13 protein-coding genes and 1 pseudogene are annotated in these 16,531 nt (G+C 53.7%); 5 read left to right on the forward strand and 9 right to left on the reverse strand.

Going from position 1 to position 16,531, the window contains the following annotated elements:
* The first annotated feature begins 8 nt into the window (after positions 1 to 8).
* Together istB and yqhD are read left to right on the forward strand one after the other, a co-directional pair.
* Positions 9 to 764, forward strand: coding sequence for an IS21-like element helper ATPase IstB (gene istB, locus ACWWJF_RS24520; protein WP_455870801.1), 756 nt, complete (start codon positions 9 to 11; stop codon positions 762 to 764).
* Positions 765 to 995: 231 nt separating this feature from the next.
* A pseudogene (yqhD, locus tag ACWWJF_RS24525) lies at positions 996 to 2,160 on the forward strand (alcohol dehydrogenase).
* 62 nt (positions 2,161 to 2,222) lie between these two features.
* On the opposite strand, the gene ACWWJF_RS24530 reads toward yqhD, so the two are convergent.
* Positions 2,223 to 3,314 carry an NADH:flavin oxidoreductase gene (locus ACWWJF_RS24530; protein ID WP_455870802.1) on the reverse strand — a complete coding sequence of 364 codons (1,092 nt, stop codon included), beginning with the start codon at positions 3,312 to 3,314 and terminating at the stop codon, positions 2,223 to 2,225.
* Positions 3,315 to 3,361: 47 nt separating this feature from the next.
* Here ACWWJF_RS24530 and ACWWJF_RS24535 point away from each other — a divergent pair.
* Both ACWWJF_RS24535 and pykF read left to right on the forward strand, forming a co-directional pair.
* A protein-coding gene (locus tag ACWWJF_RS24535) for an IS3 family transposase (protein ID WP_455868400.1) occupies positions 3,362 to 4,530 on the forward strand; the annotation gives its coding sequence in 2 pieces (ribosomal slippage) (positions 3,362 to 3,617 and positions 3,617 to 4,530; 1,170 coding nt in all).
* Between the two features lie 482 nt (positions 4,531 to 5,012).
* Positions 5,013 to 6,425 (forward strand): pyruvate kinase PykF, encoded by a 1,413-nt coding sequence (gene pykF, locus ACWWJF_RS24540; protein ID WP_455870803.1) that lies wholly within the window; start codon positions 5,013 to 5,015, stop codon positions 6,423 to 6,425.
* A 67-nt stretch (positions 6,426 to 6,492) separates the two neighbouring features.
* Here pykF and ACWWJF_RS24545 read toward each other — a convergent pair.
* Both ACWWJF_RS24545 and ACWWJF_RS24550 read right to left on the reverse strand, forming a co-directional pair.
* A protein-coding gene (locus tag ACWWJF_RS24545; protein WP_455870804.1) for an IS3 family transposase occupies positions 6,493 to 7,661 on the reverse strand; the annotation gives its coding sequence in 2 pieces (ribosomal slippage) (positions 6,493 to 7,406 and positions 7,406 to 7,661; 1,170 coding nt in all).
* 71 nt (positions 7,662 to 7,732) lie between these two features.
* Positions 7,733 to 8,940, reverse strand: a protein-coding gene (locus ACWWJF_RS24550) for an IS3 family transposase (RefSeq protein WP_455871254.1) whose coding sequence is annotated in 2 segments (ribosomal slippage) — positions 7,733 to 8,619 and positions 8,619 to 8,940 — 1,209 coding nt in all. Because the reading frame shifts where the segments join, the coding sequence is not laid out codon by codon here.
* 461 nt (positions 8,941 to 9,401) lie between these two features.
* On the opposite strand from ACWWJF_RS24550, the gene ACWWJF_RS24555 reads away from it, so the two are divergent.
* Positions 9,402 to 9,638: a major outer membrane lipoprotein gene (locus ACWWJF_RS24555; protein ID WP_455870805.1), complete on the forward strand. Its 237-nt coding sequence runs from the start codon at positions 9,402 to 9,404 to the stop codon at positions 9,636 to 9,638.
* A 215-nt stretch (positions 9,639 to 9,853) separates the two neighbouring features.
* On the opposite strand, the gene ACWWJF_RS24560 is transcribed toward ACWWJF_RS24555, so the two are convergent.
* The 6 genes from ACWWJF_RS24560 to sufB form a co-directional block, all read right to left on the reverse strand.
* The gene (locus tag ACWWJF_RS24560; protein ID WP_455870806.1) at positions 9,854 to 10,867 is read right to left on the reverse strand and encodes a L,D-transpeptidase family protein; all 1,014 of its coding nucleotides are present in this window, start codon (positions 10,865 to 10,867) and stop codon (positions 9,854 to 9,856) included.
* 284 nt (positions 10,868 to 11,151) lie between these two features.
* Positions 11,152 to 11,568 (reverse strand): cysteine desulfuration protein SufE, encoded by a 417-nt coding sequence (gene sufE / locus ACWWJF_RS24565; RefSeq protein WP_455871255.1) that lies wholly within the window; start codon positions 11,566 to 11,568, stop codon positions 11,152 to 11,154.
* 102 nt (positions 11,569 to 11,670) lie between these two features.
* Positions 11,671 to 12,894 carry a cysteine desulfurase SufS gene (gene sufS, locus ACWWJF_RS24570; protein WP_455870807.1) on the reverse strand — a complete coding sequence of 408 codons (1,224 nt, stop codon included), beginning with the start codon at positions 12,892 to 12,894 and terminating at the stop codon, positions 11,671 to 11,673.
* Entirely contained in the window at positions 12,894 to 14,198 is a 1,305-nt protein-coding gene (gene sufD / locus ACWWJF_RS24575; RefSeq protein WP_455870808.1) for a Fe-S cluster assembly protein SufD, read from the reverse strand. The genes sufS and sufD overlap by 1 nt, the downstream gene beginning before the upstream one ends.
* Positions 14,173 to 14,919, reverse strand: coding sequence for a Fe-S cluster assembly ATPase SufC (gene sufC / locus ACWWJF_RS24580; protein WP_455870809.1), 747 nt, complete (start codon positions 14,917 to 14,919; stop codon positions 14,173 to 14,175). The genes sufD and sufC overlap by 26 nt, the downstream gene beginning before the upstream one ends.
* Positions 14,920 to 15,027: 108 nt before the next feature.
* A complete protein-coding gene (gene sufB / locus ACWWJF_RS24585; protein WP_455870810.1) occupies positions 15,028 to 16,524 on the reverse strand; it encodes a Fe-S cluster assembly protein SufB in 1,497 nt (498 codons plus the stop codon).
* Positions 16,525 to 16,531: the final 7 nt, after the last annotated feature.

The following is a 16,531-nucleotide window of genomic DNA, read 5'->3' on the forward strand; positions in this document are numbered from 1 at the left end:
GAGTCGTTATGACTGATGACCTGCTAACCAAACTTAGAACGCTGAAGCTGTCGGCAATGGCCGATGGCATGATACGCCAGCGTGAGGCACCTGGTACATACAATGAGCTGGGGTTCGCAGAACGCCTGGGGTTACTTGTCGAAGAAGAGCTACTGAATCGTGAAAACAGCCGTGTTGGGCGGTTGAGAAAGCAGGCACGGTTGCGCCACGGTGCAACCCCTGAGGGTATGTACTATCCGGTCTCCCGAGGGTTAAAGGCCGAACAGATGCGCGAGCTTCTGAACGGGCATTACATCACCCACAGCAAGAATATCCTGATAACAGGGCCAACTGGCAGAGGAAAAAGCTGGGTAGGTTGTGCCCTGGGCGAGCAGGCGTGCCGGCAAAAGAGAAGCGTTCAATACTGGCGCATGGGTCGGCTGCTGGATCAGTTTGAGCAGGGCCGACTGGACGGCAGCTGGCTTAAGCAACTGAAACAGCTTCAAAAAATAGAGTTTCTTATCTTGGACGACCTTGGTCTTGAAGTTATCACAACGCGGCAATGCAATGACTTGCTGGAAATAACGGAAGAGCGATATGGGCAAACCAGCACGATCCTTATCAGCCAGTTGCCGGTGGAGCAATGGTACGGAGTGATGGAAAACCCGACGGCGGCAGATGCCTTCCTGGATCGGCTGATCCACAACTCTCACAGAGTGGAGCTTCAGGGAGAATCATTAAGGAAAAATAGCCTGGCAGTGGAAAGCGCAGAAGAAACACGCTAAAACGATAAAAAAGTTAGGTTCCCGGGTGATCGATTACGATGCGAAAACGTGATCGACCTTAGATGCGAATCGATGATCGATCGCATGCGAATACGCAGCCATATCACCGATATAGGGGTAAATGTGCCTTTCTAATTGTTGGGTTTTGTTATTAATGTGATCTTGACCCACCATCTCCCGCAAGCGTTACCCGGGATTTCTTATCAAGGCGTTGAACTGGATAATTACCCTATGCAAAATTTCACACTTCATACCCCGACCAAAATTCTGTTTGGTGAAGGCAAAATTGCCGAAATAGGCAAAGAAATTCCTGCTGATGCGCACATCCTTATCACTTACGGTGGCGGTAGCATCAAGCGTAAAGGCGTACTGGATCAGGTTTATCAGGCGCTGGATGGCCGTGATGTGCGTGAGTTCGGCGGTATTGAACCGAACCCGTCTTATGAAACGCTGATGAAAGCCGTTGAATTGGTCCGTGCTGAAAACATTGACTTTCTGCTCGCGGTGGGCGGTGGCTCGGTCGCCGATGGCACCAAATTTATCGCTGCCGCTGCACACTATGAAGCCGCGCAAGATCCCTGGCATATTCTGCAAACCACCGGCGCACAAGTGACGAATGCCGTGAAAATGGCTTGCGAACTGACCCTGCCAGCAACCGGTTCTGAATCTAACAATGGTGCCGTTATCAGTCGTAAAACCATGGGTGATAAGCTGCCCTTCTTCTCCCCCTACACCTTCCCCCTGTTTGCCGTACTCGATCCGGTCGTCACCTACAGTTTGCCGCCGCGTAAGGTTGCCAACGGCGTTGTCGATGCATTTGTGCATACCGTTGAGCAGTATCTGACCTATCCGGTTGGATGCCAAAGTGCAGGATCGTTTTTCTGAAGGCTTGCTGTTAACGCTGATTGAAGAAGGCCCACGCGCGCTAGCCGAACCGGAAAACTACAAAGTCCGGGCCAACGTAATGTGGAGTGCCACCATGGCGCTGAATTGATTGATCGGTGCAGGCGTGCCGCAGGATTGGGCTACTCATATGATGGGCCATGAATTGACCGCATTGCACGGGCTTGACCATGCGCAAACGCTGGCGATCGTATTGCCTTCCTTGCTGCAAGCGAAAAAGGCGCAAAAACGCGCCAAACTGCTGCAATATGCAGAACGCGTATGGGATTTGCGTGAAGGTAGCGAAGATCAACGCATTGATGGTGCTATCGCGGCCACGCGTGCGTTCTTCGAGAAAATGGGCGTACCAACCCACATGGCGGATTATCAATTGGATGGCAGCACCATTCCAACGCTGGTTGCCAAACTGAAAGAACACGGCATGACGGCGCTCGGGGAACACACTGATATTACGCCAGAAGTGAGGCAGAAGATCTACGAAGCGGCACGTTAAGCGCCGCCCTCATTGCTGTGTCTGCGAAGGGAGCCATTGGCTCCCTTTGTCATGGAGATATATCAGGCAAGTACGGCTAAGTCTGCCGCATTAAATCCGCGTAGAGAATACGTCTGACCCGACTGGACTTTTTCTGCCCAGTGCGCATCAGAAAGCAGAACCCGACCTACGGCGATTAGATCAAACTCGTCCCGCTCCATACGCGTATACAGGTTATCCAATGCTGCCGCACCCAATCCTTCACCGCCAAAGGCAGCAAAGAAGTCAGAGCTTAATCCCACCGACCCAACGCTGATGGTGGCCGCACCGGTTAACTTCTTCGCCCAGCCGGCAAAATTCAACCCTTGCTCGCCGTCAATGTCCGGGAATTCCGGCTCCCAGAAGCGACGTTGTGAGCGGTGCAGAATATCAACGCCCGCCTCAACCAGCGGTGCCAGCCATTCCGTCACTTCTTGCGGTGATGTCGCCAGACGCGCTTTATAATCCTGCTGTTTCCACTGGCTAACACGCAGGATCATCGGGAAATCAGGGCCAACGACAGCGCGAACGGCACGCACAATGTCCGCCGCAAAGCGAGAACGCTCACGGATGGTTGCTCCGCCGAAAGCATCGGTACGCTTATTGGTTCCCGGCCAGAAGAACTGGTCAATCAGATAACCATGCGCACCGTGCAGTTCCAACGTGTCAAACCCTAACCGTTTGGCATCCGCTGCCGCTTGGGCAAAGGCGGCCACCGTATCAGCAATATCCTCTTCGGTCATCACCACGCCGCGTGGCGCATCCGGTCCGACCAAGCCAGAAGGGCTTTCTACCGGGGCATCAGGCTCCCACTCTCCCGCGCGCGTTGAACCGGTGTGCCAAATCTGTGGGCCAATTTTACCGCCCGCTGCATGAACGGCATCGGCAACGCCCTGCCAGCCAGCCAGTGCCGCGTCACCGTGGAAAAAGGGAATGCCAGCCATATTACGCGAAGCAGGACGGTTCACCACCGTGCCTTCCGTCAGGATAAGCCCCACGTTGCCTTGTGCGCGACGACGATAATATTCCGCATTTTCAGGACCTGGGATCCCCGCTTTTGCCATACCGCGCGTCATCGGAGCCATCACGATTCGGTTAGGCAGTTGCAACTGTAGTGGCACACTGATACTGGCCACCTGATCGGAGGTGATATGCTCACCTCATCAACACGACAGGTGACCTCATGGGTAAACATTTTACGGCGGAATTTAAGCTCGAAGCCGCAAAGCTGGTTGTCGACCACGGCTACACATACGTTAAGGCCGCAGAGGCGGTTAATGTCAGCCATTCTGCCATTAGTCGCTGGGTCAATAAGCTTCGCCTTGAACGACAGGGAAAAACGCCAACGGGACTTCCTCTTACCCCTGAACAGCTCGAGCTGCGTGAGATGAAGAAAAAAGTCCAATGCCTTGAAATGGAGAACGAAATCCTAAAAAAGGCTACGGCGCTCTTAATGTCGGACTCACTCAACGGTTCACGGTAGTCGACAGGCTGAGGGCGCGATACCCGGTCACGGCGTTGTGCCAAACTTTTGAGGTACATCGCAGCAGCTACAGGCACTGGCAGGCTTCCGCTAATGAACCCGACGGTGAGCGCGTGGTTAAGTGTAGCCGCGTCATGGAAGCCTGGAACGCCAGCGGCGGCTCTGCCGGCGCTCGAAGTATCGCGACCATCGTCACCGGCAGCTCCGGTGTCAAAATGGGGCGCTGGCTGGCTGGCAAGCTGATGAAGGAGCTGGGTATCGCCAGCTGCCAGCGACCGGCTCACAAATACAAACGCGGCGGCAATGAACACGTTGAAATACCGAACTATCTCAACCGCCAGTTCGCGGTTACCGCGCCGGATCAGGTCTGGTGCGGCGATGTGACCTACATCTGGACGGGCAAATGCTGGGCTTACCTTGCGGTGGTGCTAGACCTGTTCGCCCGCAAACCGGTGGGCTGGGCCATGTCGACGTCGCCGGACTCGGCGCTGACAGTTAAAGCGTTGCAGATGGCCTGGGAACTCCGGGGACAACCAACAGGAGTCATGTTCCACAGCGACCAGGGCAGCCACTATACCAGCCGTCAATACCGGCAAGCCCTGTGGCGCTGCCGGATAAAGCAGAGTATGAGTCGGCGGGGTAACTGCTGGGATAATGCGCCAATGGAGCGGTTCTTCCGCAGCCTGAAGACAGAATGGGTGCCGACAAAGGGTTACAACAGCTTCAGCGAAGCCCAGGACGCGATTATCCGCTACATCACGGGGTATTACAGCGCTATCCGGCCTCACTGGTATAACGGCGGCTTAACTCCAAACGAATCTGAGCGACTGTTCTACATACAGTCTAATGCGGTGGCCAATATTAGTTGACCACTACAAGTTGACCACTACAAGTTGCGCAATAAAAAGAAAGAAAATGAGGGAAAATGACAAAATCGTTAGTTTTTTTGCGCAAACACAAGAAAACGCGCTATCTTAGCAACGTAATTATCTTGTTTCCCCATGCGTTATAACTATAATACGAAACGTTGTTTCATTGAATGGTTTCAGCAAATCGACGTGCCGAAAATACTACGATTAGACACTGTTACTGCAAACATAAATCCCCGAGACGCGCTTAAGGTTGAAAGACGCGTTTTACCGGTGGCGAGCGACACGGTTGCAGCATATCACCGCACTCGGCTTACTGCCGGTGGTAACAGGCCACGTCCATCATCTTTCATTCATCGTTACCCGATACAATTACTATTCGCTCTGGACCCGCAAACACATTCCGTTCGTCGGCCTCGTAGTATCCGGTGCCCGCGAACTCATGATTTTTTTATCCATCACAACTTGTAGAAAACACTCGTATGAAAAAGACTAAAATCGTTTGTACTATCGGTCCGAAAACCGAATCAGAGGAAATGCTGACCAATATGCTGAATGCAGGCATGAATGTGATGCGTCTTAACTTCTCACACGGGGATTATGCTGAGCACGGGCAGCGCATCAAAAACATGCGCGCGGTCATCGAGAAGACAGGTAAACAAGCCGCCATTCTGCTGGATACCAAAGGGCCAGAAATCCGTACCATGAAGCTGGAAAACGGTGCGGACGTTAGCCTGGTTGCAGGCCAGACCTTTACCTTCACTACTGACCAAACGGTTATCGGTAATAAAGAACGCGTTGCGGTTACCTACGAAGGTTTCGCCACTGACCTGTCCGTCGGCAACACCGTATTGGTGGATGATGGTCTGATTGGTATGGAAGTCACCGCCATTAACAACGGTGAAGTGATTTGTAAGGTGCTGAACAACGGCGACCTGGGCGAGAAAAAAGGCGTGAACCTGCCGGGCGTGTCTATTCAGTTGCCTGCACTGGCTGAAAAAGACAAAAGCGATCTGATCTTCGGCTGTGAGCAAGGCGTTGACTTCGTCGCGGCCTCTTTCATCCGTAAACGTTCTGACGTCGAAGAGATCCGTGCCCACCTGAACGCCCACGGCGGCGAAAACATCCAGATCATCTCCAAAATCGAAAACCAGGAAGGTCTGAACAACTTTGACGACATCCTGGAAGCGTCTGACGGCATCATGGTTGCCCGTGGCGACCTCGGAGTGGAAATTCCGGTTGAAGAAGTTATCTTCGCCCAGAAGATGATGATCGAAAAATGCAACAAAGCACGTAAAGTGGTTATCACTGCCACCCAAATGCTGGACTCCATGATCAAAAACCCGCGCCCAACCCGCGCAGAAGCCGGCGACGTCGCGAACGCCATTATCGATGGTACCGATGCAGTTATGTTGTCTGGCGAAAGCGCCAAAGGGAAATACCCGTTGGAAGCCGTCACCATCATGGCGACCATCTGTCAGCGCACTGACGTGGTGATGAACGCGCGTCTGGATGCACAGCAAGACTCTGCCAAAATGCGTATCACCGAAGCGGTATGCCGCGGTGCGGTAGAAACCGCAGAAAAACTGGATGCGCCGTTAATCGTGGTAGCGACCAGCGGCGGCAAGTCTGCGAAATCCATCCGTAAATACTTCCCGCACGCGCGTATTCTGGCACTGACCACAAATGCCATCACTGCGCGTCAATTGCTGCTGAGCAAAGGCGTTGACACGCTGCTGGTGAATGAAATCGCCTCTACCGACGACTTCTATCGTATTGGTAAAGAAGCCGCGCTGAAAAGCGGTTACGCACAACCAGGCGATGTGGTTGTGATGGTTTCTGGCGCGCTGGTTTCCAGTGGCACCACCAACACGGCATCCGTACACCGTCTCTGATCGTTTCCACTGGCTGTCGCCGTTAACTGCGCAGCAGCCAGTCAACGCGCGATGGTGAGTGTAGTGGTCAACTAATATTGGCCACCGCATTAGACTGTATGTAGAACAGTCGCTCAGATTCGTTTGGAGTTAAGCCGCCGTTATACCAGTGAGGCCGGATAGCGCTGTAATACCCCGTGATGTAGCGGATAATCGCGTCCTGGGCTTCGCTGAAGCTGTTGTAACCCTTTGTCGGCACCCATTCTGTCTTCAGGCTGCGGAAGAACCGCTCCATTGGCGCATTATCCCAGCAGTTACCCCGCCGACTCATACTCTGCTTTATCCGGCAGCGCCACAGGGCTTGCCGGTATTGACGGCTGGTATAGTGGCTGCCCTGGTCGCTGTGGAACATGACTCCTGTTGGTTGTCCCCGGAGTTCCCAGGCCATCTGCAACGCTTTAACTGTCAGCGCCGAGTCCGGCGACGTCGACATGGCCCAGCCCACCGGTTTGCGGGCGAACAGATCTAGCACCACCGCAAGGTAAGCCCAGCATTTGCCCGTCCAGATGTAGGTCACATCGCCGCACCAGACCTGATCCGGCGCGGTAACCGCGAACTGGCGGTTGAGATAGTTCGGTATTTCAACGTGTTCATTGCCGCCGCGTTTGTATTTGTGAGCCGGTCGCTGGCAGCTGGCGATACCCAGCTCCTTCATCAGCTTGCCAGCCAGCCAGCGCCCCATTTTGACACCGGAGCTGCCGGTGACGATGGTCGCGATACTTCGAGCGCCGGCAGAGCCGCCGCTGGCGTTCCAGGCTTCCATGACGCGGCTACACTTAACCACGCGCTCACCGTCGGGTTCATTAGCGGAAGCCTGCCAGTGCCTGTAGCTGCTGCGATGTACCTCAAAAGTTTGGCACAACGCCGTGACCGGGTATCGCGCCCTCAGCCTGTCGACTACCGTGAACCGTTGAGTGAGTCCGATATTAAGAGCGCCGTAGCCTTTTTTAGGATTTCGTTCTCCATTTCAAGGCATTGGACTTTTTTCTTCATCTCACGCAGCTCGAGCTGTTCAGGGGTAAGAGGAAGTCCCGTTGGCGTTTTTCCCTGTCGTTCAAGGCGAAGCTTATTGACCCAGCGACTAATGGCAGAATGGCTGACATTAACCGCCTCTGCGGCCTTAACGTATGTGTAGCCGTGGTCGACAACCAGCTTTGCGGCTTCGAGCTTAAATTCCGCCGTAAAATGTTTACCCATGAGGTCACCTGTCGTGTTGATGAGGTGAGCATATTGATCTTGACCCACCATCTCCGGACAGCTTTTGTATCTTAAGTTAACGATGCCCGCTGGCGCCGATATTCTCTTGGGGAGTTGTATCCCAGCGCACTGTGCGGATGGTTTTCATTGTAATGATTGAACGCCGCTGCAAGGTTCTTCAGCGCTGTTCGCACATCGGGTTTTGGCATGAAGGCGATGTAATCTTCCTTCATCGTCTTCACGAACCGTTCTGCCATGCCGTTACTCTGTGGACTGCTCACTGCTGTTGTGCAGGGCTCCAGATTCAGTTCTCTGGCGAACTTCCGCGTTTCATGCGCTGTGTACGCTGAACCATTATCCGTCAGCCATTGCACTGGTTTATCCGGCAGCGCGCTACCGAAGCGTTTTTCCACCGACCTCAGCATCACATGCTGCACGGTTGAACTGTCATAACCCCTGGTGCTCGCTGCCCAGTCTATGACCTCCCGGTCGCAGCAGTCCAGTGCGAACGTCACCCGCAGCTTCTCGCCGTTGTCACAACCGAACTCGAAGCCATCTGAGCACCAGCGCATATCGCTCTCTGCTACCGCGATTTTGCCTTTATGCTCCCGCTTCGGACGTTCAGTTTTATCATGCAACAACAGCAGGTTATGCTCGCTCATTATCCTGTAAAGCCGTTTGGCGTTCACCGGTGGAAGTCCCTCTGCACGACGTTGCTTACCCAGGATACTCCACACTCGGCGGTAACCGTAACTGGGCATGTCGCTGATGATACGGAGGATGTCCGATAATATCTCAGCATCAGCTTCGTCATTACGCCGGTTGCTGCGCCTGTCCAGCCAGTCGGCAGAACGGTTAACCCGCAGTGACAGCTGCGCACGCGACACGCTCATGGCGCGGCTGACCAGAGCTATTCCCCGTCCTTTGGCAACAAGGGCGCGTGCGCTATCCATTTTCGCGACTGGCGGTACTCCACTGCTTCTTTGAGGATCTCAACTTCCATCGTCTTCTTACCCAGAAGGCGCTGTAGCTCCCGGACCTGCTTGAGGGCAGTAGCCAGCGCCGAAGCTGGAACCACTTCTTCTCCGGCCGCAACGGCGGTGAGGCTTCCTTCCTGGTATTGCTTCTTCCACTTAAACAAAAGGCTGGGCTGGATGCCATGCAGGCGGGCTACATGGGCGACGTTCATCCCCGGCTTCATTGTCTGCTGAATGATGGCGATTTTCTCTTGCGGAGTTTTACGCTTACGGACTTCTTGCCCTAACAGGATCCCGGTCATTTCAAAATTAGCATGATTGTTAGACATATATCTAAGCCTATCTCTTATCTGGAGATACAGCTACTGTCTGGTGTTACAGGGGGCTACATCAATGAGGTGAGCATATCACCTCCGCTCAGGTGGCCAGTATCAGTGTGCCACTACAGAGTGAATAAATGATCGATAGTAAAAAAGCGCCATAAATGGCGCTTTTTTTTATATTTTTATGTTATCAATCGACTACACTCAGTAAATAAGCACTATTGCGATCCACCTATTTCCGCAGAATATATCCCCAATTCGCATCATAAAATACCGCTGTTTTCACTCCTTTTTTAACTACTCTGTAAAACTCGCTGCTTCTTTAAGCGAACGATCAAAATTAAGCATGTTCTCATCAAAAATTTATTCTCATTAGAAAAAGCTTTGTGTAATACTTGTAACGCTACATGGAGATTAACTCAATCTAGAGGGTATTAAGAATGAATCGTACTAAACTGGTTCTGGGCACGGTAATCCTGGGTTCTACTCTGCTGGCAGGCTGCTCCAGCAATGCTAAAATTGACCAACTGTCTTCTGACGTTCAGACTCTGAACGCTAAAGTTGATCAACTGAGCAACGACGTGAACGTAATCCGCGTTGATGTACAGACTGCTAAAGATGACGCAGCTCGTGCTAACCAGCGTCTGGACAACCAAGTTCGTACTTACAAAAAGTAAGAATTGGTTAAGTAGTGAAAATGGCGCACAGTGTGCGCCATTTTTTTTGCCTGCCGTTTTGCCTATTCAGCCTATGTCGTTAACGCCTCCCGCAACCCGCTGACGCACGTCACAAGATTCAGATAAACTGGCATTGAGAACAACATTTTCCGGATTTCACCGAGGAGTGACATTAATGCGCGCTCAACGGTTGCTGAGCGCATTTTATCGATGAATTAGTGAGATGCACTCACAGAAGAGATAGGCGCAGCCTGATGCGTCTCAGGCGCTGTTAGCGCTGGTTCCTGAAAATGCTCGACGCTTTGCCCGACGCTAACCAGAATCGGCATCCCGGAACGGCGTACAATAGCATCGGCCACCATTTGACTATCCGTTTCCGCCGCATGGATAAAGCTCTGAATCTGTTTATTCAGCGGAATTGCCATGGTTTGTGGATCGTCCTTGGACGTTTTAGACAGCGGCTGATGCACTTCAATGTAACGCTTGCCGTCAGGCTCCACCGAGGTTTTCACCGCGTCATTGATGATCTGCACTCGGGTGCCTACCGGTACGTTATTAAACAACCATTCAATGTCATCGGCACGCTGACGGATACAGCCGGAACTGACACGCATACCAATACCGAAGTTAGCGTTGGTGCCGTGCAGCAAATACACACCGCCATGGGCCGCCATACGCAGGGCATGCAGCCCCATCGGATTATCCGACCCCGCCGGGACAACCGCCGGCAGTTTGATGCCCTCTTCTTCCAGATAACGCTTACGGATGTTGGCCGTCGGCGTCCAGGTCGGATTGGCACGTTTTTCGCTGACCGACGTGACCATCAACGGGGTGTTACGCCCCTGCTGACCGATACCGATCGGGAAAACGATGACGGTTCCCTTCCCTTTCGGGTAATAGTAGAGACGCAGCTCAGCCAGATTGACGACAATGCCCTCGCGCGGCGTATCCGGCAGCAACATCTGCGTCGGGATGGTCAAGGTGGAACCCGGCGTTGGCAAATAGGGATCGGTACCGGGATTGGCTTCCAGCATATTCAGCAGGCCGATTTTAAAATCAGACGCAATCGCTTCCAGCGGCCGACCATCATGGGGCACCGGGTAGGCAATGTTCTCACCGATCAGTCGGCTGCCCGCAGGGGGCAATGGGTATTCGGTGGCGCTCGCCGCCGAGCTTCCTACCAGGTAGGTCGCCAGTACCATACCCAAAAGTGTAAACATACGCTTCATACGAAAATATCTACAGGTTGACGTTATTATTCGTTTGTCATTGATACCAGCCGGGCCTGAATGCGGCCACTTCCGTCGCATTCTGCAAGTGTAGCATGCCAAAAACATCCTCAGGTTTTATTTGCTAATCAATGCGTTAATATGCAGTTCTTGACAAAGCACCACGACAGAATAAAAGGAATTTCTGGTAATAACCAGTGGGGTAATCTGAAAAACCAAGCGGTTGGCGCGCACACGCCGTGCTTGAGTGAACCAGCCCGCAGTAAACAGGCTGGTTGGCAGGATCAGACCAGGGTCGACGCTTTGGCGCGAATGGCGCGCAGCATCGCTTCCAGCCCCTGTGAGCGAGATGGCGTTAAATGCTGGCTCAGCGCCAGTTCCGCAAAGAAAGGTCGCACATCAAGCGCCAGCACTTGCTGCGCCGTCAATCCCTGATACAGGCTGAAGACAACGGCAACCAGTCCCTTGACGATAGCCGCATCGCTGTCACCGCTAAAAACCAGGTGGCCCTGCTCATCACGCGTCATCACAATCCATACCTGACTCTGACAGCCGGCAATCAGGTTCTCGGGTTGACGCCACTGCTCTGGCAACGGGTCTAAACGACCGCCCAGTTCAATGATATACAAGTACTTCTCTTCCCAATTGTTGCAACGAGAAAAATTTCGCAACAATTTTTCTGACTCTGGCAAGTTTGTCATGAATTCCTCCCAACAGGCTGACATGCACGCTCCCCTCATTACCGTCTGGCGACAACGTCAGAACAAAAAGACAAGGGGAAACGCTGGCGCGCACAAGGCTTATCAGCCTCCCAGCAAACGATGAATACGCTGTAGTCCGGCAACCAGCCGATCTATTTCTTCTCGGGTAGTATAAACAGCTAACGAGGCGCGGCACATACTGGGTACGCCATAGTATGCCATCAACGGCATCGCGCAGTGATGACCGGTACGAATGGCAATACCGTACTGGTCTAAGAAACTGCCGACGTCATAGGCATGATGCTTGCCGAGGTTAAAGGCAATCACCCCTTTTCGCTCCGCCGGACCGTAGAGGATGATATCCGGTACCGTGCTCAGCGCATCCAGCGCGTAATGCATCAGCGCCGTTTCGTAATCGTGAATAGCATCCAGCCCGATGGCGGAGACATAATCCAGCGCCGCACCCAGTCCCATGATCCCGCCCGTGTTGGGCGATCCTGCTTCAAAGCGCCACGGCGCATCGGCATAGCGGGTGCCCTGCGTCAGGCTGACGTCACGAATCATCGCTCCGCCTCCTTCCCACGGCGGCATAGCATTGAGCAGCGCGTGCTTGGCGTACAGCACGCCAATACCGGAGGGACCGTATATTTTGTGGCCGGAAAAAGCATAAAAATCACAGTCTAACGCCTGCACGTCCACACGCTGATGCATCACCGCCTGCGCCCCGTCTACCAGCACCGCGCTGCCAACCGCCCCCGCCCGCGCAATCAAGGTTTCCATCGGGTTTTCCGTGCCCAGCACGTTAGAGACATGAGCCACGGCCAGCAAGCGGGTACGCGTATCCAGCAACGTATCCAATTGGCTTAAATCCAGTGTGCCTTGCGCCGTGAGCGGCAGCACGCGCAGCTCAACGCCTTGGCGTTCCGCCAACATTTGCCAGGGTACGATATTGGCATGGTGTTCCATTTCGGTGATCAGAATATTGTCACCAGCTTGAATAAAAGCACTGCCGTAACTGTTGGCGACCAGATTGATCGCTTCCGTGGTACCACGCACGAAGACGATCTCTTCCGCCGAGGCCGCATTGATATAGCGCGCAACCTGTTCACGCACCGCTTCCATCGCGCTGGTCGCCTGTGCACTTAGTGTATGAATGCCGCGGTGCACTGCGGCATATTCATTACTGTAAAACGCCACTTCCCGGTCAATCACCGCCTGCGGTTTCTGCGCACTGGCGGCGCTATCGAGATACGCCAGAGGCTGCCCGTTGACCTGCTGCGCCAGCACCGGGAAATCGCGGCGAATACGTTCAATCGGATAATTCATCAGGCCACTCCTGCCGAGTTCGGCAGGCGCAGCGCAATACGCTGCAACACCGCTTCTTGCAGCGTGTCGTTATCCAGCGCTTCCGTCAATTCGGCGGCAAACGCATAGATGATCATCTGCTGTGCATCCTGTTGTGAAATACCACGCGAACGCAGGTAGAACAGTTGCTCGTCATCAATACGTCCAACCGTGGCACCGTGGCTGCACTTCACATCATCAGCGTAGATCTCGAGCTGTGGCTTGGTATCCACTTCCGCCAGACGCCCCAGCAGCAAATTGTTGTTGGTCATCTGTCCGTCTGTCTTCAATGCCCCCGGCGCGACCTTGATCATACCGTTGAACACCGCCCGGCCTTTATCACTGACAATCGCCTTGTGCAGTTGTCGGCTTTCACCGTGGCCCTGATTATGTTCAAGGTAGGTACGGGTATCGCACACTTCGTTGCCAATCGGCAAAATCAGGCTGTTGATAGAAAGGTTGACGCCTTCACCGTTAATCTGTGCACTGGTGTGGTGCCGAGTTAATCCGGCACCCAGCAAGAAACTGTGGCTGCGCACACGCGCATCCCGCTCCAAGACCACATCGTTGTGGGCGAAGTGGTAACTGGCGGCAGCCTCAAACGCCAGCTTGAGGTGTTTTACCTGACTGTTGGCAGCGGCATGCACCGTCAAGCGCGTACCGGTGAAGTGCGCCTTGTCATCCAAACTGACGTAGTGCTCGATAATCTCTGCGCTGGCTCCCGCCCCGACATACACATGGTGACGCTGGTGTGCCATGTTCAGGCTCGCAGACTGTCCGCTGCTGATATGCAGAATATAAAGTGGTTTCTCCGCCTGACATCCGGTCGGTAAACGAATGGCACTGTGCTGCTCCGCCAGACTTTCCGTCAGGTGTAAAAACAGTTCGGGTTGAACCGCCGCCAGGTCGGTGGGTGCCGCATGGGGCGCGTTCACCGCAATCTGGTAAGGCCCCCACTGCGCATCACTCAACGCCGCGTTGAATACGCCATCAACAAACACCAGACGCCAACTTTCCAGCGCCAGTGCGTGTGCTGCCAGCGTATCGTCATCAAGGGTCACCGCATCTGGCGCGCTGAACTGCTGTGCCAGCAACCCATCCAGCAGAGTGTATTTCCAATGCTCGTGTTTGCGCCCCGGCAAGCCGAGCCGCATCACTTCCTGCCAATGGTGTTGCGCACTGGGTGCATCCGCCGCACGTGAAGCGTTAAACAACGCTTGCCACTGCTGGAGCGTTTTGGCCTGTTTTTCAGCCAGCGTGTTACTGTTGGTCGGTAAGCCAGCCATAGCCTTGCTCCTCCAACTGTTTCACCAGCGAAAAATCGTCCGATTTGACGATGCGACCTTGATAGAGCACGTGCACATAATCGGGTTGGATATAATCCAGAATACGCTGGTAGTGCGTCACGATAATAAACGCGCGTTGTTGGTTACGCAGCGCATTAACACCGTTGGCCACAATCTTCAGCGCATCGATATCCAGCCCGGAGTCCGTCTCATCCAGGATACACAGTTCTGGCTCCAGCGCTGCCATTTGCAGAATGTCGTTACGTTTTTTTTCGCCGCCGGAAAAACCCACATTGACCGAACGGGTCAACAAATCTTCCGGCATTTTCAGCAGTTTGATTTTATCTTCAATGAAATCAGCGAAATCGAATCGGTCCAGCGGCTCCTGCTCGCGATATTTGCGCACGGAGTTGACGGCGGTTTGCAGAAAGAACTGGTTACTGACGCCAGGGATTTCGACCGGATACTGGAAGGCCATAAAGATGCCCTCACCAGCGCGATCTTCCGGGTCTAATTCCAACAAGTCTTTCCCCTTGAACGCCACCGTGCCGTCGTTCACTTCATAATCTTCGCGGCCTGCAAGCGTGGCGGAAAGCGTACTCTTTCCGGAACCGTTAGGTCCCATGATGGCGTGAACTTCACCGGGCTTCACCTCGAGGTTCAGTCCGTTCAGGATGGCCTTACCTTCAACGCTTACATGTAAATTCTTAATGCTTAACATAGTTTATCCTTGCGGCGTCGTGCCGAGCACGCCTGATAACATCAATTCGCGTAGGGTGCTACCAGATTGACATCCGGCACCCTGCTGCATTTTTATTTTGCGACGCCCTTAGCCGACGCTGTGTTCCAGTCTGATGGCCAGGAGCTTCTGCGCTTCTACGGCAAATTCCAGCGGCAGCTCCGAGAACACGTCCTTACAGAATCCGTTAACAATCATCGAAATGGCGTCGTCTTCGCTGATACCGCGTTGCAGGCAATAGAACAGTTGGTCTTCGCCAATGCGTGAGGTTGTCGCCTCGTGCTCCAGCTGCGCGCTATTGTTGCGCACTTCCACATACGGGAAAGTATGCGCGCCGCAGTCGCTGCCAATTAGCATCGAGTCGCACTGGGTGAAATTACGCGCATTGGTGGCAGTCGGCATGATTTTTACCAGACCGCGATAGGTGTTCTCACTGTGACCGGCAGAGATCCCTTTGGAGATAATCGTGGAGCGGGTTTTTTTGCCGATGTGGATCATCTTGGTCCCGGTATCCGCTTGTTGATGCCCGCTGGTCAGCGCAACAGAGAAGAACTCTCCCACCGAGTTATCTCCGCGCAAGATCACACTCGGGTATTTCCAGGTGATGGCCGAGCCGGTTTCAGATTGGGTCCAAGACATCTTGGCATACTCGCCGGCACAGAGTGCACGTTTGGTCACGAAGTTAAGGATACCGCCTTTGGCATCCTGGCCGGAGAACCAATTCTGAACCGTTGAGTATTTAACTTCGGCGTTTTTGTTAACAATTACTTCGACTACGGCAGCGTGCAGTTGGTAGCTGTCGCGCACGGGTGCTGAGCACCCTTCGATATAGCTGACATAGCTGTCATCATCGGCAATCAGGATGGTGCGCTCGAACTGGCCGGTCTTCGCCGCATTGATGCGGAAATAGGTGGAGAGCTCCATTGGGCAACGCACGCCTTTCGGTATGTAGACAAAGGTGCCATCAGAGGCTACCGCGGCGTTGAGCGCAGCAAAAAAGTTATCGTTGGCAGGCACCACCGTACCAAGATATTGGCGCACCAGATCGGGGTGTTCTTGAATCGCCTCGCTAAACGAACAGAAAATAATCCCCTGCTGCGCCAACTCTTCGCGATAGGTGGTCGCTACCGATACGGAGTCAAAAATCGCATCCACCGCCACGGCTTGCCCTTCTCGCACTGGCACGCCGAGCTGATTAAAAGCATTTTCGACTTCACCAGTCAGATAGCTGTTCACCTCGGCAATGCTGGACTGCTGCTTGGCACCGGGTTCAGAGCCGCAGGTGTCATCACAGTGACCGCAAGACGGAGCCGAATAATAGCTGTACTCCTGATAGTCCAGCTTGTTATAGTGCGCTTGTAGCCAGTGCGGCTCCTCCATCTCCAGCCAGGCGCGGTAGGCATTGAGACGGAACTCCAGCATCCACTCAGGTTCGTTGCGTTTGGCGGAGATCGCTCGCACCACCTCTTCATTGACGCCACGTCCCAGTTGGTCAGTAGGCAGTTCGGTGAAAAAGCCCTCTTTATAGCGGCCATCCCCCATCCAGATTTGCACATCATCAGGTACATCTACATTGCTACGCGCCATATCAGTC

Source organism: Symbiopectobacterium sp. Eva_TO (assembly GCF_053848865.1).